This window comes from Pseudomonas sp. TUM22785 (genome assembly GCF_028198105.1).
In the GTDB taxonomy this organism is placed as follows: Bacteria; Pseudomonadota; Gammaproteobacteria; order Pseudomonadales; family Pseudomonadaceae; genus Metapseudomonas; species Metapseudomonas solani.
The window spans coordinates 5,329,676-5,348,126 of sequence record NZ_CP116239.1 but is presented as its reverse complement, the minus strand read 5'-3'; the positions used below and the strand labels follow the sequence as shown (position 1 = coordinate 5,348,126).

The 18,451-nt window shown below is 63.5% G+C and carries 21 protein-coding genes and 1 pseudogene; 12 read left to right on the top strand and 10 right to left on the bottom strand.

The window, feature by feature from the left end; translation table 11 throughout:
- The first annotated feature begins 17 nt into the window (after nucleotides 1-17).
- Together PI990_RS24195 and PI990_RS24190 are read left to right on the top strand one after the other, a co-directional pair.
- Nucleotides 18-497, top strand: a complete 480-nt coding sequence (locus tag PI990_RS24195; protein ID WP_271658702.1) for a TlpA disulfide reductase family protein — start codon at nucleotides 18-20, stop codon at nucleotides 495-497.
- A 2-nt stretch (nucleotides 498-499) separates the two neighbouring features.
- Complete coding sequence (locus tag PI990_RS24190) at nucleotides 500-775, top strand: acylphosphatase (protein ID WP_184487731.1); 276 nt, start codon at nucleotides 500-502, stop codon at nucleotides 773-775.
- A 1-nt stretch (nucleotide 776) separates the two neighbouring features.
- Here the strand turns inward: PI990_RS24190 and PI990_RS24185 are convergent, their stop codons facing one another.
- Genes PI990_RS24185 through PI990_RS24175 form a run of 3 tightly spaced genes read right to left on the bottom strand, consistent with a single transcriptional unit; the run spans nucleotide 777 to nucleotide 4,040 of the window.
- Entirely contained in the window at nucleotides 777-1,349 is a 573-nt protein-coding gene (locus PI990_RS24185; RefSeq protein WP_184487732.1) for a lytic transglycosylase domain-containing protein, read from the bottom strand.
- Between the two features lie 8 nt (nucleotides 1,350-1,357).
- The gene (locus PI990_RS24180) at nucleotides 1,358-2,314 is read right to left on the bottom strand and encodes a hypothetical protein (RefSeq protein ID WP_271658701.1); all 957 of its coding nucleotides are present in this window, start codon (nucleotides 2,312-2,314) and stop codon (nucleotides 1,358-1,360) included.
- A gap of 10 nt (nucleotides 2,315-2,324) precedes the next feature.
- Nucleotides 2,325-4,040: a proline--tRNA ligase gene (locus tag PI990_RS24175; RefSeq protein WP_271658700.1), complete on the bottom strand. Its 1,716-nt coding sequence runs from the start codon at nucleotides 4,038-4,040 to the stop codon at nucleotides 2,325-2,327.
- 115 nt (nucleotides 4,041-4,155) lie between these two features.
- On the opposite strand from PI990_RS24175, the gene PI990_RS24170 reads away from it, so the two are divergent.
- Nucleotides 4,156-4,563 carry a PaaI family thioesterase gene (locus tag PI990_RS24170; RefSeq protein WP_184488102.1) on the top strand — a complete coding sequence of 136 codons (408 nt, stop codon included), beginning with the start codon at nucleotides 4,156-4,158 and terminating at the stop codon, nucleotides 4,561-4,563.
- A 118-nt stretch (nucleotides 4,564-4,681) separates the two neighbouring features.
- Here PI990_RS24170 and PI990_RS24165 read toward each other — a convergent pair whose 3' ends face one another.
- The gene (locus tag PI990_RS24165; protein WP_271658699.1) at nucleotides 4,682-6,073 is read right to left on the bottom strand and encodes an OprD family porin; all 1,392 of its coding nucleotides are present in this window, start codon (nucleotides 6,071-6,073) and stop codon (nucleotides 4,682-4,684) included.
- Nucleotides 6,074-6,888: 815 nt separating this feature from the next.
- On the opposite strand from PI990_RS24165, the gene PI990_RS24160 reads away from it, so the two are divergent.
- Together PI990_RS24160 and PI990_RS24155 are read left to right on the top strand one after the other, a co-directional pair.
- A complete protein-coding gene (locus PI990_RS24160; protein ID WP_021221435.1) occupies nucleotides 6,889-7,320 on the top strand; it encodes an HIT family protein in 432 nt (143 codons plus the stop codon).
- Nucleotides 7,317-7,526 carry a SlyX family protein gene (locus tag PI990_RS24155; protein ID WP_021221434.1) on the top strand — a complete coding sequence of 70 codons (210 nt, stop codon included), beginning with the start codon at nucleotides 7,317-7,319 and terminating at the stop codon, nucleotides 7,524-7,526. The genes PI990_RS24160 and PI990_RS24155 overlap by 4 nt, the downstream gene beginning before the upstream one ends.
- A 53-nt stretch (nucleotides 7,527-7,579) precedes the next feature.
- On the opposite strand, the gene PI990_RS24150 is transcribed toward PI990_RS24155, so the two are convergent.
- The 6 genes and pseudogenes from PI990_RS24150 to PI990_RS24130 form a co-directional block, all read right to left on the bottom strand.
- Nucleotides 7,580-7,804, bottom strand: coding sequence for a cold shock domain-containing protein (locus PI990_RS24150; protein ID WP_164488216.1), 225 nt, complete (start codon nucleotides 7,802-7,804; stop codon nucleotides 7,580-7,582).
- 102 nt (nucleotides 7,805-7,906) lie between these two features.
- Nucleotides 7,907-8,182, bottom strand: a pseudogene (locus PI990_RS31465) (cold shock domain-containing protein membrane protein); the annotation flags it as partial.
- Between the two features lie 159 nt (nucleotides 8,183-8,341).
- The gene (locus PI990_RS24145) at nucleotides 8,342-9,409 is read right to left on the bottom strand and encodes a GGDEF domain-containing protein (protein WP_021221432.1); all 1,068 of its coding nucleotides are present in this window, start codon (nucleotides 9,407-9,409) and stop codon (nucleotides 8,342-8,344) included.
- A gap of 105 nt (nucleotides 9,410-9,514) precedes the next feature.
- Nucleotides 9,515-9,985: a Dps family protein gene (locus PI990_RS24140; protein WP_021221431.1), complete on the bottom strand. Its 471-nt coding sequence runs from the start codon at nucleotides 9,983-9,985 to the stop codon at nucleotides 9,515-9,517.
- A 134-nt stretch (nucleotides 9,986-10,119) separates the two neighbouring features.
- Nucleotides 10,120-10,938 carry an SDR family oxidoreductase gene (locus PI990_RS24135; protein ID WP_271658698.1) on the bottom strand — a complete coding sequence of 273 codons (819 nt, stop codon included), beginning with the start codon at nucleotides 10,936-10,938 and terminating at the stop codon, nucleotides 10,120-10,122.
- A gap of 85 nt (nucleotides 10,939-11,023) precedes the next feature.
- Nucleotides 11,024-12,130 carry an HD domain-containing phosphohydrolase gene (locus PI990_RS24130; protein ID WP_265169517.1) on the bottom strand — a complete coding sequence of 369 codons (1,107 nt, stop codon included), beginning with the start codon at nucleotides 12,128-12,130 and terminating at the stop codon, nucleotides 11,024-11,026.
- A 225-nt stretch (nucleotides 12,131-12,355) separates the two neighbouring features.
- Here PI990_RS24130 and aspS point away from each other — a divergent pair, with 225 nt between their 5' ends.
- The 7 genes from aspS to tolQ all read left to right on the top strand — a co-directional run bounded on the left by aspS (nucleotide 12,356) and on the right by tolQ (nucleotide 18,450).
- The gene (aspS, locus tag PI990_RS24125; protein ID WP_021221428.1) at nucleotides 12,356-14,131 is read left to right on the top strand and encodes an aspartate--tRNA ligase; all 1,776 of its coding nucleotides are present in this window, start codon (nucleotides 12,356-12,358) and stop codon (nucleotides 14,129-14,131) included.
- A gap of 63 nt (nucleotides 14,132-14,194) precedes the next feature.
- Nucleotides 14,195-14,944 (top strand): YebC/PmpR family DNA-binding transcriptional regulator, encoded by a 750-nt coding sequence (locus PI990_RS24120; protein ID WP_021221427.1) that lies wholly within the window; start codon nucleotides 14,195-14,197, stop codon nucleotides 14,942-14,944.
- A gap of 61 nt (nucleotides 14,945-15,005) precedes the next feature.
- Nucleotides 15,006-15,530, top strand: a complete 525-nt coding sequence (gene ruvC / locus PI990_RS24115) for a crossover junction endodeoxyribonuclease RuvC (protein WP_021221426.1) — start codon at nucleotides 15,006-15,008, stop codon at nucleotides 15,528-15,530.
- Nucleotides 15,531-15,551: 21 nt separating this feature from the next.
- Complete coding sequence (gene ruvA, locus PI990_RS24110) at nucleotides 15,552-16,154, top strand: Holliday junction branch migration protein RuvA (protein ID WP_031288464.1); 603 nt, start codon at nucleotides 15,552-15,554, stop codon at nucleotides 16,152-16,154.
- A gap of 6 nt (nucleotides 16,155-16,160) precedes the next feature.
- Nucleotides 16,161-17,213, top strand: coding sequence for a Holliday junction branch migration DNA helicase RuvB (gene ruvB, locus PI990_RS24105; protein ID WP_184487739.1), 1,053 nt, complete (start codon nucleotides 16,161-16,163; stop codon nucleotides 17,211-17,213).
- Nucleotides 17,214-17,305: 92 nt separating this feature from the next.
- Nucleotides 17,306-17,752: a tol-pal system-associated acyl-CoA thioesterase gene (gene ybgC, locus PI990_RS24100; protein ID WP_021221423.1), complete on the top strand. Its 447-nt coding sequence runs from the start codon at nucleotides 17,306-17,308 to the stop codon at nucleotides 17,750-17,752.
- 2 nt (nucleotides 17,753-17,754) lie between these two features.
- Complete coding sequence (gene tolQ, locus PI990_RS24095; RefSeq protein WP_021221422.1) at nucleotides 17,755-18,450, top strand: protein TolQ; 696 nt, start codon at nucleotides 17,755-17,757, stop codon at nucleotides 18,448-18,450.
- Nucleotide 18,451 lies beyond the last annotated feature (1 nt).

The following is an 18,451-nucleotide window of genomic DNA, read 5'->3' as shown; positions in this document are numbered from 1 at the left end:
ACACGAGGATCGATTGCATGGGATCACGACTCCAGGCTGTTTTCGGGGCGCTCATTCTCATGGGTGCCGGGCTGTTGCTGGGAGGTTGTTCGGATGACGTCGGCCTCGATCAGCATGGACAGAAGGTAGCGACTGACGGCCTCGAAAACCAGTGGTTGGTGATTAATTACTGGGCGGAGTGGTGCGGGCCCTGTCGTACCGAGATTCCCGAGCTCAACGCCCTGGCCGGGCAGCTCAAGGGTGGCAGTGCGCGCGTGCTGGGCGTCAACTTCGACGGCCTGCAGGGGGCCGAGCTGGAAAAGGCCGCCAAGCAGATGGGCATCGACTTCACCGTGCTCGCCCAGGACCCGGCCGAGCGCTACAAATTGCCGCGCAGCGAGGCGCTGCCGGTGACCTATATCATTGACCCCCAGGGCCAGGTGCGTGAGCGCCTGATGGGCGAACAGACCGCTGCCGGGATTTCCGGGCACCTGACCAGACTGAAGGAAGGAAAGTAAGCATGGCGCGCATCTGCCTGCACGGTTATGTCAGCGGCAAGGTCCAGGGCGTGTGTTTCCGCCAGTCGACCCAGGAGGAGGCGGACCGCCTCGATCTGGACGGTTGGGTGCGTAACCTTGCGGATGGTCGCGTCGAGGTGCTGTTCGAGGGCGAGGAGGGCGCGGTTCGCGAGCTCGCCGCCTGGCTCGAGCAAGGCCCGAGCGGGGCGAAGGTCGATGTGGTGGAACTGACGGAGCAACCCTTGCAGGGTATCGCCGGGTTCATCGTACGGCGCTAGGTCAGGGGCGCACGTACCAGATGTCCTGCCAGAGCCCGACCACCTTGGCCGGGTACCAGTTCTCGCCGAGGCTGCCGTTGTAGCGGGCCAGGGCTCGGTTGATATCGCCCCGTTCCTTCTTCAGGTAGTAGCTGAGAATGGTGCAGCCGTAGCGCAGGTTGGTGGCGTTGTCGGTGAGGTTGTCCTGGGGGCGGCCCAGTTCGGCTTTCCAGAAGGGCATCACCTGCATCATTCCCTGCGCGCCTACGGATGAGATGGCGAAGCGATCGAAGCGGCTTTCAGCATGGATCAGCGCCAGTACCAGGTCAGGCCTGAGCCCGGCCTTGCTGGCTTCGTGGTGCACCAGCCTGAGCAGGTCGAGGCGCTGCGCCGGGTCTGGCACATAGCGTTTCAGGCGGGTGGACATGTCGAGCAGCCAGACTTCGGCGTCGAAGCGGTCGCCGAAGCTATCGGCCTCGGCCACCGTGTGCTGCAGCAGTTCCCGCAGCTCGGGTTCCGGCGCCTGGCGCAGATTGCCGGAGGCGGGCAGGGCCAGCGCCAGCAGGCCGCTCAGGAGCAGGGTTCGCCAGGGCACGGAGTGGCTCAGTCGCTTTCGCCAGGATCGGCTGCCAGGCGGCCGGCGTCCTTCATCAGCGCCTTGAGGAATTCCTGCTGCAGCTCGGGATCATTGCGGGTCAGTTCGATCAGGCTCTGTTCCAGCTCGCTGGCTTCCTCTTCCAGGCCCAGCTCGGACAGACGTTTGACCCGGTGCACCCATTGCGGCACCTCGTCGTCTTCCAGGTCTTCGAAGATCAGCGCATGGGCTTCCTGCAGCTTGCTGCGCAGGCTGCGGCTGACCATCAGCGTGGCTTCGGCGCGAGTGCTGTCCAGCGGGTCTTCGACGCTGAGCAGGAGCTTGCCGATGCGGCTGGTGTCCTGTTCGGCGAAGGGGCCATCGAGCAGGTTCAGGCGCAGTACGCCGTGGCGGTCGGTGAGCAGCTCATTGCTCTGCTTGCCGGCGGTCACCAGTACCGGGCGTTCGGCCCAGGGCAGGCTGGAGTATTCGACGCGCTTGTCGCGTTGCTGCTCGTCGAGGCTGGCCAGATTCTGCTCGGAGCGGCCATTGGACTCGACGTTCATGAAGGGGTTGAGCCCGGCGAAGCCGTAGCTGATCCAGTCCTTGGTAGCGGTATCGGGCAGGCTGCCGAGGAGCGCCACGTTGAGTACGTTGGCGCCGACGCCTGCCACTACCGCTACCGCGCCCAGCGGCACTTCATAGAGTTCGCGCCAGGGTTGGTAGGGCGTGTAGCGGTCATAGCGGCGGGTGACCTCGAACTCGGTCACCTCGAAGGTCTTCTGCTCGTTCACGCGCACGCGGCGCTGTGGCAGTTCCAGCACGCGGGGCTCGCCGACGTCGATCTGCAGCTCATGGTTGAGCAGCTTGCGCTCGACGCGCTCCTCGTGTTCCGCCCGCTGGGGCAGGTGGTTGGCGCAGCCGCTGAGGAAGAGGGCGCCGCCAAGGGCGGCGCCGGTGAGGCGGATGGAACTACGCTTGAACATTTCTTCTCGATCAGCGACGTACGCGGGCTGTGATATAGGACAGAACCTCGTCGACGGCGACAGCCTGGCTGTCGGTCTCGCGGCGGTTCTTGTATTCCAGGTTGCCTTCGGCCAGGCCGCGCTCGCTCACCACGATGCGGTGGGGGATGCCGATCAGTTCCATGTCGGCGAACTTCACGCCGGGGCTGGTCTTCTTGTCACGGTCGTCCAGCAGCACTTCGATGCCGGCGGCAGTGAGCTCGGCGTAGAGCTTGTCGGTGGCTTCCTTGACGGCGGGCGTTTCGTACTTGAGCGGTACCAGAGCGACCTGGAAGGGCGCCAGGGCGTCCGGCCAGAGGATGCCGCGCTCGTCGTAGCTCTGCTCGATGGCGGCGGCGACCACGCGGGATACGCCGATGCCGTAGCAGCCCATGATCAGGGTAACGGGCTTGCCGTTCTCGCCCAGTACGCTGAGGTTCATCGCCTCGCTGTACTTGGTGCCGAGCTGGAAGATATGACCCACTTCGATGCCGCGCTTGATCACCAGGGTGCCCTTGCCGTCGGGGCTCGGGTCGCCGGCGACGACGTTACGCAGGTCGGCGATTTCCGGCACGGCCAGGTCGCGTTCCCAGTTGACGCCGAAGTAGTGCTTGTCATCGATGTTGGCGCCGATGGCGAAGTCGCTCATCAAGGCCACGGAACGGTCGATGATGCAGGGCATGGGCAGGTTCAGCGGGCCCAGGGAACCGGCGCCGGCACCGATGGCGGCACGCAGTTCCTCTTCGCTGGCGAAGACCAGGGGGCTGGCGACCAGGGCCTGGTTGGAGGCCTTGATTTCGTTCAGCTCGTGGTCGCCACGGACGATCAGGGCGACCAGTGTGCCTTCCTCGGCGCCATGCACGACCAGGGTCTTGATGGTCTTCTCGATGGCCAGGCCGAAGTTCTCGACCAGGGCGGCGATGGTCTTGGTGTCGGGGGTGTCCACCAGGCGCAGTTCCTCGGTGGCGGCGCCACGGGAGGTTTCGCGCGGTACGGCTTCGGCCTTCTCGATGTTGGCCGCGTAGTCGGAGCTGTCGCTGAAGACGATGTCGTCCTCGCCCGAGTCGGCGAGCACGTGGAATTCATGGGAGCCGCTGCCACCGATGGAGCCGTTGTCGGCCTGCACGGGGCGGAAGTTCAGGCCCAGGCGGGTGAACACCTTGCAGTAGGCGCCGTACATGACGTCGTAGGTGTCCTGCAGGGATTCCTGGGAGGCATGGAAGGAGTAGGCGTCCTTCATGATGAATTCGCGGCCGCGCATCAGGCCGAAGCGCGGACGGATCTCGTCACGGAACTTGGTTTGCACCTGGTACATGTTGATGGGCAGCTGGCGGTAGCTGTTCAGCTCGTTGCGCGCGAGGTCGGTGATGACCTCCTCGTGGGTCGGGCCGACGCAGAATTCGCGACCATGGCGGTCCTTCAGGCGCAGCAACTCGGGGCCGTACTGTTCCCAGCGGCCGGATTCCTGCCAGAGTTCGGCGGGCTGGATGGCCGGCATCAGCACTTCGAGGGCGCCAGCGGCGTTCATTTCCTCACGTACGATCGCCTCGGCCTTGCGCAGCGCACGCAGACCCATCGGCAGCCAGGTGTAGAGACCGGAAGCCAGCTTGCGGATCATGCCCGCGCGCAGCAGCAGCTGATGACTGATCACCACCGCGTCGGTGGGGGTTTCCTTCAGGGTGGAGAGCAGGTACTGACTGGTACGCATGTTTGGCCGTTTCGTCGGTTGCGATGGGTTTTATAGGCTCGGCATTGTACGGCGCTCGTTGGGGCGCGTACAGGTTGCGGCCCGGTAATCGGCAAGGGGAGAGGCGATGGGCGGTTTGAGTGCAAAACAGGTGGAGGCGCTGATCCGCCAGGGCGTGCCCATGGCCGAGGATATCGACCTGCGCATCGAGCGCCTCGACGAAGCGGGTGCACTGGCGCGGGTCCCCTTCCAGCCCAAATTGGTGCGGCCGGGCGGCACCCTGTCCGGCCCGACCATCATGGCGCTGGCTGATGCGGCGATGTATGCAGTGGTGCTCGGCAGGTTGGGGCGGGTGGAGATGGCGGTGACCAGCAACCTCAACATCAACTTCCTGGCGCGGCCGCAGGCTGTGGATCTGCTCGCTGATGCGCGGATACTCAGGTTGAGCAGAAGGCAGGCGGTGTGCGAAGTGTCGTTGTATTCACAAGGCGGGGAAGATGAGCTGGTGGCACATGTAACGGGGACTTATGCATTGCCAATCTGACTGAGGCGACAACTTTTAGTTGGTAATAACAATCAACTCCGTATGTATAGGTATCTATATAAAGAAAGAGCCCGGCATAAGCCGGGCTCTTTGTATCGAAGTAACCGCGGGGCCTGTATTACAGGATGTCCAGCGGGTACTCGGTGATGATGCGAACTTCGTCGACAGCGCTGCTGTCGTTGGAGTAGAAGCCGCCCATGTCGTTGTTGGCGCGCCAAGTGGAGTGGCGGACACGGACGGAGAGATCCTTGGCCGGACCCTCTTGAACCACGTACTTGGCTTCCAGGTTGCGTTCCCACTCCTTGCCGTCTTCGCCGAAAGCACCAGCGTAGGCGCCGTTCGGGTCCGCCTTAGTGCCGTCTGCATCGGAGCCGGTGATGTAGCGAGCCATGAAGCTCAGGCCCGGTACACCAAGGGTGGCCATATTCAGGTCGTAACGCAGTTGCCAGGACTTCTCGCCCGGGGCGTTGAAGTCGGAGTACTGCACGGAGTTGGCCAGGAAGATGGAGTCGCCGGAGTTATTACCGTCCATGCTGATGTAGTCGAACGGCTCATCGCCGTTGACGCGCTGGTGGGCCAGGGTCAGCTTGTGGGCACCGATCGAGTAGGACGCGGCGAGAGAGAAGGCGGTGTTTTCGATCTCACCGGCTTTCGACTTGCCTTCGTCAAGGGTGCGATAGATGTTGAAGTCGAAGCCCAGGGCTTGGTCATCAGACAGCGGGATGCTGTAGTTGGCGTTGGCATAGTACTGGCGATAGATATCTTCCAGTTCTGCGCCGTACAGGCTGACGGACAACTGGTCCGAGATGGCATAGGTGCCGCCAATATAGTCAGCGCTGTTAGCGTCGATGATCACGGGGCCATTCAGGGCATTAGCGTTTCTGGTACCGCCATAGGCAAGTGCGATGTTGCCGTCCTTGTTGGTGGCCAAGCTGCCGTCACGAATGGAGGTAAAGTGACCTGCATCAATGGACAGACCTTCGATTTCGCTGCTGAGGATCTGGAAGCCTTCGGCAGAACCCGGGAACAGGCGCGAGGTGCCGGTAGCGAATACCGGAGCCGTGGGGACGAGGTTGCCGTATTTCAACTCGGTGTTGGAGACGCGGATCTTCACTGCGCCGCCAGCATAGGAATATTCATCTTCGGCGCGGCCGTCGCTACCGATCGGCATCAAGCCCGTGCCGGAAGTGCCTTTGCCGCTGTTCAGCTTGATGCCCAATGCAGCGTGTGCATCAACGCCGAAGCCAACGGTGCCTTGGGTGTAGCCGGATTGGTAGTTGGCCAGGATGCCGTGGGCCCACTCGTTGCGGTAGTTCTGGTTGTCTGCATCGCCACCGTTGTTTACGCCATTGTTGCGGAAGTCGCGGTAGAAGGCGTAGTTCTTGTTCAGAACGGACAGCTTGCTGTCTTCAACGAAGCCCTTGGATTCGTCCTGGGCGCTGGCGAATGCCAGTTGGGTGGTACCGGCGGTCACGGCCAGGGCCAGTGCGCTCCACTTCATCACTTGCATTGTGATTGCTCCTTTGGTTTTTGAAGATTCTCGCCGCTTTCTTATATGTTGAAGGCGGTTCTTTCTTTTTGTGTCGGCGCTAACTTATAGCACGACGTCTATGTTGGCGATAGTTCAACTCTATTCCTTACGAATTCTTCACGGCCATGTCGCAAATTCAGTGTGAGCATGTCGCATATTCGTAGTTTTCGCCTTGCAATCCCTTCGTTTCGTATTTTTATGCGGTCTGGGCGGGCACTTAGCACAACTAAGCCTGCACTTCCGTCCTACATTCACTGCACGCTGCTGATGGCTGTTTGACAGCCTGTTGCCGGCACTTCGAAGGCGGGGTACGGGCACTTGCAGGTGCCTGCTACGACCTTGTTCCCTCTAAAGCAACAAGCGTGCTCAAAGTGGGTTCTTTGCCTGGAAATTTTGCCGCAGTGTGGCGGATGGCTCGTTCGGGGCGGGCCGGTGTTGCCCGGCGGCTCTGCCGTGCAGCCTGTCAGCCTGGGGGATGGCGGGTGTTCTCATGCTTTCCGGGGGTTGCGGTGTGGCGTTGGCTTCGCTAGAGCCATGCCCCGTGATGGGGCGAGTGTGGCGTGGGGTAACGGTCTTTGACTCTGTGTGCGATTTTGGTGCGTTGCGGTAACCGCTGCGCACTTTCAGGACGCAGGGCGCCAGCATGCGTGCGCCTCCTTATATAGAAGGGCTTACGGTTCCGCCGGAATCTTTCCTTGGGTATCCTGCGCGCCGTTTCCTGTCTCGCGCTGTTTTGTCTGTCGCCGGGGCGGGATTAAGCTTGGGTTACACCCGGAAGAACAGGAGAGGTCGTTATGTTCGCCCTGGATCAGAGACTGCAGCAGGATTGCCTGCAGGTCGGAGATTTCCCGCTGTGCCGTCTGCTACTGATGAATGACGTGCACTACCCCTGGTTCATTCTCGTGCCCCGTCGTGAGGACGTCAGCGAGCTGTTCCAGCTCGATGCTGATGACCAACTGCGCCTGTGGAGCGAAACCACTCGCCTGGCGGAGGTGCTCAAGGACAGCTTCGGCGCCGACAAGATGAACGTCGCCACCCTGGGCAACGTGGTCAGCCAACTGCATATGCATGTGATCGCGCGTCGTCGTGAAGATGCCGCCTGGCCCGCTCCGGTGTGGGGGCGGCATCCAGCGCAGCCCTATACGGCGGAGCAGGTCGACGAGGTGATGGCCAAGCTGCGCCTGGTGCTTACCGATGATTTCCGTTTCGCTGAGGTTCAGCCATGAGCCTGGAGGAGCGCATCAACGAACTGGAAACCCGCCTGGCGTTCCAGGACGACACCATCCAGGCGCTCAACGATGTGCTGGTCATGCAGCAGCGGGTCGTGGAGCGTTTGCAGCTGCAACTGGCTGCCTTGGCCAAGCGCCAGGAGGAACTGATCGGGCAGTTTGGTGGCGGTGGTGATGACGACGTGCCGCCCCCCCACTATTGAATCGAGTGCATGAAAAAGCCCGCCATCTGGCGGGCTTTTCTTTGGTGGCTGACTTAGCGGCGGCCAGGCAGTGCGGCGATAACGTCTTCGGCTTGCAGGCCCTTGTCGCGTTGCATGACGGAGAACTCGACGCGCTGCCCTTCGATCAGGACGCGGTGGCCTTCGCCGCGGATGGCGCGGAAGTGCACGAAGATGTCATCGCCCGAGTCGCGGGAGATGAAGCCGAAGCCCTTGGAGGTGTTGAACCACTTGACCGTGCCGGTCTCGCGGTTGGACATGTCCTGGGGCAGGGGGGCGGCCTGGGTGACCTTGCGCAGGTTGATCGCCAGGTGCAGCAGCACGGCGGCGATGGCGGTCAGCAGGCTGAGGAGGATGGCCGGCTGGTTGCCGATGGTGGACAGCGGCGCGAGCAGGTTCAGAGTCTGCAGGACCACGGCTAGGACCAGCAGGGCGGAGACGACGCCTTGCAATTGGTTGCGCAGGCCCTTGGCCCAGGCCGGTACGACGGGTGCGAGCAGCAGGTTGAGCAGGCCGAGCAGTGCCAGATAAAGGGCATCGGGTTGTTGCAGGTAGGGCAGGGCGTCGGTGCGCAGGCTAGGGACGAAGGACAACAGGAGCGCAGCAGCGCCCGTCAGCAGATGGACGATCTTCAACATATTCAATGGACTCACCTTGATAACGCTCGCGTCGGAAGGACCATCCGGGTAGCGGTTCCGGTTTACGGAAGGCTGATCTGGGGGTCGTTTCCGGGCCTCGGCAACTTGAGGCCGGGAGCACCGGGCCGTATTTAACAGCAAAGAGGAGGGCTACTCAAATCAAGCGGTTAGCGCCGCTTCCGGGGCTTGGGGGTGGACCTGATTGCGGCCGTTGCGCTTGGCCTGGTAGAGGGCGTCGTCCGCCCGGGTGAGCAGGCTTTCCAGGTTGTCGCCGGGCTCTGCCAGGGCCAGGCCGAAGCTGGCGGTGATGGTGTCGAGGACCTGGTCAGTGCGGCGCACCTTGACCCGTAGCGACTGGAACTTCAGGCGCAGGTTTTCGGCGAATTGGTGAGCGGTGGCCAGGTCGTAGCAGTCCCGCAGTACTACGCAGAACTCTTCGCCGCCATAGCGGGCCGCCATGGCACGGGGGGGGAGCAGTTCGCGGAGCAACTGGCCGACGTGCTGCAGCACCCGGTCACCCAGGGGGTGGCCGAAGTGATCGTTGAACTGCTTGAAGTGGTCGATATCCAGCATCACCAGGGCCAGCCCGTCGTGGCTGTTGGCCAGTGCCTGTTCCAGCAGGCGGGTGAAGGCGTGGCGGTTGAACACCTGGGTGAGGCTGTCCAGGGTGGCGGCCATCTGGGCTTTTTCCAGTTGGTTGCGCAGGTTCTGGATCTCCGATTGGGCGGCGCGCAGTCGATAGAGGAATTGTTCCTGCTGCTCTTGCATCAATTGGGTGCTTTGTTGCAGCTCGCCAAGGACACCGGGCAGGTCGTCGATGATCGGGTCGTGCAGGGCGGCGAGGCCGAGGGTCAGGCTGTGCTGGTAGGCGGTGCTGCCGACAACGCTGCGGGTAACGCCGGATTCGATGTCATCCACCAATTCGATGACCTGCTGTTGCCCGGCGCGGGCGGCGTCCAGCTCGCCACGGATGATGTAGTCGCGGTACAGCTTGATCGCGGATTCCGGGGGAAAACTGTCGAAGTCCTTGACGATCTTGTCGAGGCGCCGGTTGAGGTCGGGCTCCAGGCCTTTGCTGTAGGTGTACCAGAGGGCGTAGTGCACCGGATTCGGCGGAATGTCGTGGCGCACCATGAGGGGTACCGCCTGCTTGAGCAACTCGGCTGCTTCGCGGGTTTCTTCAGGGAACAGCTCGATGAGCAGGGGTGTTTTCGGCGGCTGACTCATTCGCGTCACTGTGTCGGGAGCGGATTGCCAGAGCATAGTTCAGGCAGGCTTTTGCGCATAGCGAAAGGCCCGGAGAACCGGGCCTTTGCTGGAGATTTTCCGTGATCAGCTGGCGAGTAGGCTGCGCAGCATCCAGGCGGTCTTTTCATGGACCTGCATGCGCTGGGTCAGCAGGTCGGCGGTCGGCTCGTCGCTGACCTTGTCCAGCAGCGGGAAGATGCCGCGGGCGGTGCGTACAACGGCTTCCTGGCCCTGCACCAGTTGGCGGATCATGTCTTCGGAAGCGGGTACGCCTTCTTCTTCCTTGATCGACGACAGGCGCGCATAAGAGGCGTAGGTGCCCGGTGCCGGGAAGCCCAGGGCGCGAATGCGCTCGGCGATGGAGTCCACGGCCAGTGCCAGTTCGGTGTACTGCCCTTCGAACATCAGGTGCAGGGTGTTGAACATCGGCCCGGTGACGTTCCAGTGGAAGTTGTGGGTCTTGAGGTAGAGGGTGTAGGTGTCCGCCAGCAAGCGGGACAGGCCCTCGGCGATAGCTGCGCGATCCTGTTCGGCGATTCCGATATTGATTTCCATGCCTTTACTCCTCTCAGTGGCCAGGGCCTGGCTAGGGCCTGTGATGCGGCAGAGCCTAGCATAGAGCGCCCCATGGTCTGCCTTGGCTTATATCAATCGTTGCGATGCGTTGAGGCTATCGACCGTCGATAACGTCAGCGACGGCCGAGCAGTTTCGCCAGGATTCGCGGGTAGCTGGCCGGCAACAGCCGCTGGATGCGGTCGAGCAGGCGGGCGTCGGCGCCGATCAGGATGCGCGGGTGTTGCCGACGAATGCCGTCGAGTATCACCCGGGCGGCTTCGTCGGGTGTGGTGCGGGCCACCTTGTCGAACTGCGCTGCTGCACGGGCGGCGTCCTGGCGGCCGTCGGGCCCCTGGTAGAAGCGTGCGGCCTTGGCGATATTGGTGCGGATGCCGCCGGGGTGCACGCAGGCGGCTTTCACTCCCGTGTGCGCCAGCTCCTGGCGCAGGGCTTCGGTGAAGCCGCGGACGGCGAACTTGCTGGCGTTGTAGGCGCCCTGGGTGGGCAGGCTGATGATGCCGAAAATGCTGGAGACGTTGACGATCTGTCCTTCGTTGTTCTTCAGCAGGTGCGGCAGGAAGGCCTTGGTGCCGTGTACCACGCCCCAGAAGTTAATGTTCATGATCCATTCGAAGTCGTCGTAGCGCAGCTCCGCGATCGTTTGCGAAAGGGCGACGCCGGCATTGTTGATCACCAGTTGCACGCTGCCGTGGGCGGCCAGCACCTCGTCGGCGAAGGCGTAGACAGCCGCGCGTTCGGCGACATCCAGCGGGTGGGTGGTGATCTTCAGCCCGTCGCGTTGCAGTTCACTGGCCACCTGGCTGAGGTTTTCCCGGTCGAGGTCGGCCAGCGCCAGGTGGCAGCCTTCGGCGGCCAGTTGGTGAGCCAGTGCGCGGCCGATGCCTGATCCTGCTCCCGTCACCACTGCGACTTTCCCTTCTAGCGCCTGCATCTGGACTCCTTGTTGGTTCTGCCCCGTCACGGGTGGCCGGGCTGCGTGGGCAGCTTAGTCAGGGGGCGAGGGGGCGACAACCGAATCAAAGGTGGGCGAGGGCGGGGTCTTCCTGCAGGCAGAGGTTGAACATATTGACCCAGTAGGCGCTGAACTGGCTGCCGCCGAGGCCGTTGATCTCCAGGATGGCGCGCAGCAGTGGGCGTTTGCTCAGTGTCTGGTGGGCACGCTCATGGGTGCGGGCGTCGAAGGTGTCGACGATGTCGAGGATCAGTGCGCCGGGGCTGATCTCCGTTTCATGCAGGCCCTTGGGGTAGCCGCTGCCGTCGGCGTGCTCCTGGTGCTGCAGGATGATCTCGGCGGCGTCTTCCCATTGCGGCATGCGCTTGAGCAGTTCCGCCCCCATGCGCGGGTGGGATTGCATGCGCCGGCGCTCGTCATGGTTGAGTGGCTCCTGCTTGTGCAGCAGCTCCAGCGGTAGCAGCGCCATGCCCAGGTCGTGCAGGCACACGGCTGCGGCCAGCTGGCGGGGCGATACGGGGCGCCCGGCGCGCTCGTTCATCGCCAGGGCGAGTTCCAGCTGGCGCTGGCCACGGCCCAGCCAGAAGCGCGAGCGGTTCTCCGCCGCCAGCATCAGCTCGGCGAAGAACCGCAGGTCGGGTTCGTCTTCCAGGCCGTGGCGGGCCAGGGGGCCAGTGTTCTTCGCTTCGGGTTCGGGGGGCAGCAGGCGCGTGCTCGGGTCCAGGCGATGCAGCAGCGCGCTGCGCAGTTCCGCCTGGCGCTGTTCGGGGGCATTGGCCAGTGCCTTGAGGGCTTTGCTCAGTGAGCGGATGTCCGCCGGTTCGCGGGTGTCGCCCTTCAGCGCCTGTTCGATCTGCAGGCGCAGGCGGTCCTGCAGCAGCAGGAGGATGTCGCCCAGCAGGCTGTCGAACACCAGGGTGCCTTCGCGCAATTGGGCGAGCACATCCTCCAGGGCCTGGGGCAGGGTGTTCAGCCGGTCCAGCCCGACGTAGCCGAGGTTGCCCTTGAGCGTGTGCACCAGGCGGAACAGCTCGCGCAGGCGCTCGTCGTCATCGGGATGGCGCTCGAGTTCGATCAGCAGGTGCTCGCAGCGGGAGAACTGCTCGCGTGTCTCCTGGCGGAAGTCGTCCAGCAGGTCCGTGGTGATGTCGACGGGGCGAGGCGTGGCCATGGATGGTCCTCCACCGGCTTGGGCCCTTCAGTATAGAAAGGCTTCCGGCGGGCGGCTGCGCGGTGTCGATTAACCATATATAATCCGCCCCTTTGCCACCGGTCCCTGGCCAGCGGCAGTGTGGTCCCGATGCCCGGCGGCGATTCGCAGCCCGTTCGCGGTCATCGACGGCACGCACACTGGCGGCCCGACGAATTCAAGACTCAAGAGAAGCGAAACACGACCATGATGCGCAGCCACTATTGCGGCCAACTGAACGAGAGCCTGGACGGCCAGGAAATCACACTTTGCGGCTGGGTCCACCGTCGCCGTGACCATGGCGGGGTCATCTTCCTCGACATCCGTGATCGTGAAGGCCTGGCCCAGGTGGTGTTCGACCCGGATCGCGCCGAGACCTTCGCCAAGGCTGACCGCGTGCGCAGCGAGTACGTCGTCAAGGTGACCGGCAAGGTGCGTCCGCGCCCGGCCGGTGCGGTCAACGCCAACATGGCGTCCGGCGGTATCGAAGTGCTGGGCTATGAGCTCGAAGTCCTCAACCAGGCCGAGACCCCGCCTTTCCCGCTGGACGAATACTCCGACGTGGGCGAAGAGACCCGTCTGCGCTACCGCTTCATCGACCTGCGTCGCCCGGAAATGGCCGCCAAGCTGAAGCTGCGCGCGCGCATCACCAGCAGCATTCGCCGCTACCTGGACGAGAACGGCTTCCTCGACGTCGAGACGCCGATCCTCGGTCGCCCGACTCCGGAAGGCGCGCGTGACTACCTGGTGCCGAGCCGCACCTACCCGGGCAACTTCTTCGCCCTGCCGCAATCGCCCCAGCTGTTCAAGCAGCTGCTGATGGTTGCCGGCTTCGATCGCTACTACCAGATCGCCAAATGCTTCCGCGACGAAGACCTGCGTGCCGACCGTCAGCCGGAATTCACCCAGATCGACATCGAAACCAGCTTCCTCGACGAGAGCGATATCATCGCCATCACCGAGAAGATGGTTCGCCAGCTGTTCAAGGAAGTCCTCGACGTCGAGTTCGACGAGTTCCCGCACATGCCCTTCGAAGAAGCTATGCGCCGCTACGGCTCGGACAAGCCCGACCTGCGCATCCCGCTGGAACTGGTGGACGTTGCCGACCAACTGAAGGACGTTGAATTCAAGGTCTTCTCCGGCCCGGCCAACGATCCGAAAGGCCGCGTTGCCGCACTGCGCGTTCCGGGCGGGGCGAGCATGCCGCGCAAGCAGATCGACGACTACACCAAGTTCGTCGGCATCTACGGTGCCAAGGGCCTGGCCTACATCAAGGTCAACGAGCGCGCCAACGGTATCGACGGCCTGCAGTCGCCGATCGTCAAGAACATCGCCGAGCCGAACCTCAACGTGATCCTCGATCGCGTCGGTGCGGTCGATGGCGACATCGTGTTCTTCGGTGCCGACAAGGCCAAGGTCGTCTGCGACGCCCTGGGTGCCCTGCGCATCAAGGTCGGCCATGACCTCAACCTGCTCACCAAGGAATGGGCGCCGATGTGGGTCGTCGACTTCCCGATGTTCGAAGAGAACGACGACGGCAGCCTCACCTCCCTGCACCACCCGTTCACTGCGCCCAAGTGCAGCCCGGAAGAGCTGGAGGCCAACCCGGCCGGCAAGCTGTCCCGTGCCTATGACATGGTGCTCAACGGCACCGAACTGGGCGGCGGCTCCATCCGTATCCACGACAAGGCCATGCAGCAGGCCGTGTTCCGCGTGCTGGGCATCGACGATGCCGAGCAGGAAGAGAAGTTCGGCTTCCTCCTCGATGCGCTGAAGTACGGTGCTCCGCCGCACGGTGGTCTGGCCTTCGGCCTGGATCGCCTGGTCATGCTGATGACCGGTGCTGCGTCGATCCGCGAAGTGATCGCCTTCCCGAAAACCCAGAGCGCCGGCGACGTCATGACCCAGGCTCCGGGCAGCGTGGATGGCAAGGCACTGCGCGAACTGCACATCCGCCTGCGCGAACAGCCCAAGGCCGAGTAAACCGTTCCATCCCGACGGTGGCGCCCGGTGCGCCGCCGCCACCTAGCAAGCACGGAGTCAGATATGGCTGGTCATTCCAAATGGGCCAACATCAAGCACCGCAAGGAGCGCCAGGACGCCAAGCGCGGCAAGATCTTCACCAAGCTCATCCGTGAGCTGACCGTTGCCGCCAAGCATGGCGGTGGCAACCCGGCGGACAACCCGCGTCTGCGCCTGGCCGTGGACAAGGCGCTCACCGCCAACATGACCCGCGACACCATCGATCGCGCGATCGCCCGTGGCGCCGGCTCCAACGAAGCCGACAACATGGTCGAGCTGAGCTACGAGGGTTATGCGCCGAGCGGCGTGGCAATTATCGTCGAAGCCATGACCGACAACCGCAACCGCACCGCCGCTGAAGTGCGTCACGCCTTCAGCAAGTGTGGCGGCAACCTCGGAACCGATGGTTCGGTGGCCTACATGTTCGACCGCAAGGGCCAGATCAGCTACGCCCCTGGCGTGAATGAAGACGCCCTGATGGAAGCCGCGCTGGAAGCGGGTGCCGATGACGTGGTTGCCGCTGAAGACGGCTCGGTCGAGGTGTACACCTCCTTCGCCGACTTCCTCAGCGTCAACGAAGCGCTCACCGCCGCCGGTTTCAAGGGTGACGAGGCAGAAGTGGCGATGATCCCCTCGATCAGCGCACCGATCACCGATGTGGAAACCGCGCAGAAGGTGTTGAAGCTCATCGACATGCTCGAAGACCTCGACGACGTGCAGAACGTCTACAGCAACGTGGACATCCCCGACGATGTGATGGCCCAGCTGGGCTGACACGAAAAAGCCGGAGCCGACGCTTCGGCTTTTTTACTTGGGCACCTGATATAGAGCGCCAATGACCCTGATCCTCGGTATCGACCCTGGTTCGCGCATCACCGGTTACGGCGTGGTTCGCGATACCGGGCGCGGCTGTGAATACATCGCTTCCGGCTGCATCCGCACCGGCAGCGGCGAGCTGCAGGAGCGCCTGCTGATCGTCTTCCGTGGCGTGCGTGAGGTCATCCAGACCTACGGGCCGGTGACCATGGGCATCGAAAAGGTGTTCATGGCGCGCAACGCCGACTCCGCCCTCAAGCTGGGCCAGGCTCGCGGTGCCGCCATAGTCGCGGCCAGCGAGGAAGGGTTGGAGGTGGCCGAGTACAGCGCCAGCCAGGTCAAGCAGGCCATCGCCGGCACCGGTGGCGCCGACAAGCAGCAGGTGCAGATGATGGTCATGCACCTGCTCAAGCTGGTGCAGAAGCCACAGATCGACGCCTCCGACGCCCTGGCCATCGCCCTGTGCCATGCGCACCACCGGCAGAGCCTGATTCCCCATGGCCTGGCAACCGCCAAGCGCCGTGGCGGGCGGCTCCGTTTGTAACCCCATATAAGGACGCACTTCGTGATTGGACGTTTGCGTGGCACCCTGGCGGAAAAACAGCCGCCGCACCTGATTCTCGATGTCAACGGCGTCGGCTACGAGCTGGAAGTGCCCATGACCACCCTCTACCGCCTGCCCTCGACCGGCGAGCCCGTGACCCTGCACACCCATCTGGTGGTGCGTGAGGATGCGCACCTGCTCTACGGCTTCTTCGAGAAGCGCGAGCGTGAGCTGTTCCGTGAGCTGATCCGTCTCAACGGCGTTGGCCCGAAGCTGGCCCTGGCGCTGATGTCCGGGCTGGAAGTGGATGAGCTGGTGCGTTGCGTGCAGGCCCAGGACACCTCGACCCTGGTGAAGATCCCCGGTGTGGGCAAGAAGACCGCCGAGCGCCTGCTGGTGGAGCTGAAGGACCGTTTCAAGGCCTGGGAAACCATGCCGAGCATTTCCACCCTGGTGGTGGAGCCGCTCAAGGCTGCCGCCTCCAGCGCCGAAAACGATGCGCTCAGCGCCCTGATCTCCCTGGGCTTCAAGCCCCAGGAAGCCAGCCGTGCCGTTGCAGCCATCAAGGAAGAAGGGCTTTCCAGCGAAGAACTGATCCGCCGTGCCCTGAAAGGAATGGTGTAACACCGCATGATCGAAGCAGACCGCCTGATAACCGCCAGCAGCCGCGACCGCGACGAGCAGCTGGACCGGGCCATCCGCCCGCTGAGCCTCGCCGACTATGTCGGCCAGCCGACCGTGCGTGAGCAGATGGAACTGTTCATCCAGGCGGCCCGCGGGCGCAGCGAGGCGCTCGATCACACGCTGATCTTCGGCCCGCCGGGCCTGGGCAAGACCACCCTGGCCAACATCATCGCCCAGGAAATGGGCGTCTCGATCAAGAGCACGTCCGGCCCCGTGCTGGAGCGCCCGGGTGACCTGGCGGCGCTGCTGACCAACCTCGAGTCCGGCGATGTGCTCTTCGTCGACGAAATCCACCGCCTGTCGCCCATCGTCGAAGAAGTGCTGTACCCGGCGATGGAGGACTTCCAGCTCGACATCATGATCGGCGAGGGGCCGGCGGCCCGCTCGATCAAGCTCGACCTGCCGCCCTTCACCCTGGTCGGCGCCACTACCCGCGCCGGCATGCTGACCAACCCGCTGCGCGACCGCTTCGGCATCGTCCAGCGCCTGGAGTTCTACAGCACTGCGGACCTGACCAGCATCGTCACCCGCTCTGCCGGCATCCTCGGCTTGCACATCGAGCCGGAGGGCGCCTTCGAGATCGCCCGCCGCGCCCGTGGTACGCCGCGTATCGCCAACCGCCTATTGCGACGGGTGCGCGATTTCGCCGAAGTCCGTGGCCAGGGGCAGATCACCCGGGTCATTGCCGACCAGGCGCTCAACCTGCTGGACGTCGACGAACGTGGCTTCGACCACCAGGACCGGCGTCTGCTATTGGCGATGATCGACAAGTTCGACGGTGGCCCGGTAGGCGTCGACAACCTGGCGGCGGCGATCAGTGAGGAACGTCACACCATCGAGGATGTTCTCGAGCCCTATCTGATCCAGCAGGGCTACATCATGCGCACGCCGCGTGGGCGTGTGGTCACCCGTCATGCCTACCTGCATTTCGGGTTGAACCTGCCCAAGCGCATGGTCGAGCCGCCCGCTGATGATTTCTCCGGGGCGGGGGACGAATAAGGGAAATCGCTGTCGAAGCGAGCGGCGGGGGCCGGGGATGAAAAAAACAGTTACCCGGCCCGATTGGCAACCTTTGGAGTAAGCACTAGAGTATGCGCGCGCAAAATGGGGCCCAGCCTTTCGTGCATCGGAGCCGCGTCTATTACGAAGACACCGATGCCGGTGGCATCGTCTATTACGTCAACTACCTCAAGTTCATGGAACGGGCTCGAACCGAATGCCTGCGGAGCCTGGGCTTTGCCCAGTCCGAGCTGGTCGGGGAGAACCTGTTGTTCGTCGTGCACTCGGCCGAGGCGCGTTATCACGCCCCCGCCAGGCTCGACGACGAGCTGACCATCAGCGCCGAAGTGATCGAATTGAACCGTGCCAGCCTGCGCTTTCGTCAACAGGTGAGGCGGGCTACGGATGATGCGCTGCTCTGTGAAGGGCAGTTCCTGGTGGCCTGTGTGCGCGCCGACAGTTTGAAACCCCGGGCGATCCCCGAAGCGCTGCGTTCAGCCTTCGCCGCCGTACCGGGCCAATCCCCTGCAGGAGACTAAGCGTGGAAGCCAACGTCGTCGACCATACCTCCATGTGGAGCCTGATCAGCAACGCCAGCATCGTGGTGCAACTGGTCATGCTCACTCTGGTGGCCGCCTCGGTCACCTCGTGGATCATGATTTTCCAACGCAGCAATCTGCTGCGCGCGGCCAAGAAGTCCCTCGTGTCCTTCGAGGAGCGTTTCTGGTCGGGCATCGACCTGTCCAAGCTGTATCGCCAGGCCGGTAGCAACCCGGACCCGGATTCCGGCGTCGAGCAGATCTTCCGTGCCGGCTTCAAGGAGTTCTCCCGCCTGCGCCAGCAGCCTGGCGTAGACCCGGATGCGGTGATGGAAGGCGTGGCCCGCGCCATGCGTGTGGCCATCTCCCGTGAGGAAGAGAAGCTCGAGCAGAGCCTGCCGTTCCTCGCCACCGTCGGCTCCACCAGCCCCTACATCGGCCTGTTCGGCACCGTCTGGGGGATCATGAATTCCTTCCGCGGCCTGGCTCAGGTGCAGCAGGCGACCCTGGCCACCGTGGCCCCCGGCATTGCCGAGGCGCTGATCGCTACAGCCATCGGCCTGTTCGCGGCGATCCCGGCGGTCATCGCGTACAACCGCTTCGCCGCGCGTGGTGAGACCCTGATCAGTCGCTACTACACCTTCGCCGACGAGTTCCAGGCCATCCTGCACCGCAAAGTGCACACCAGCGACGAATAAG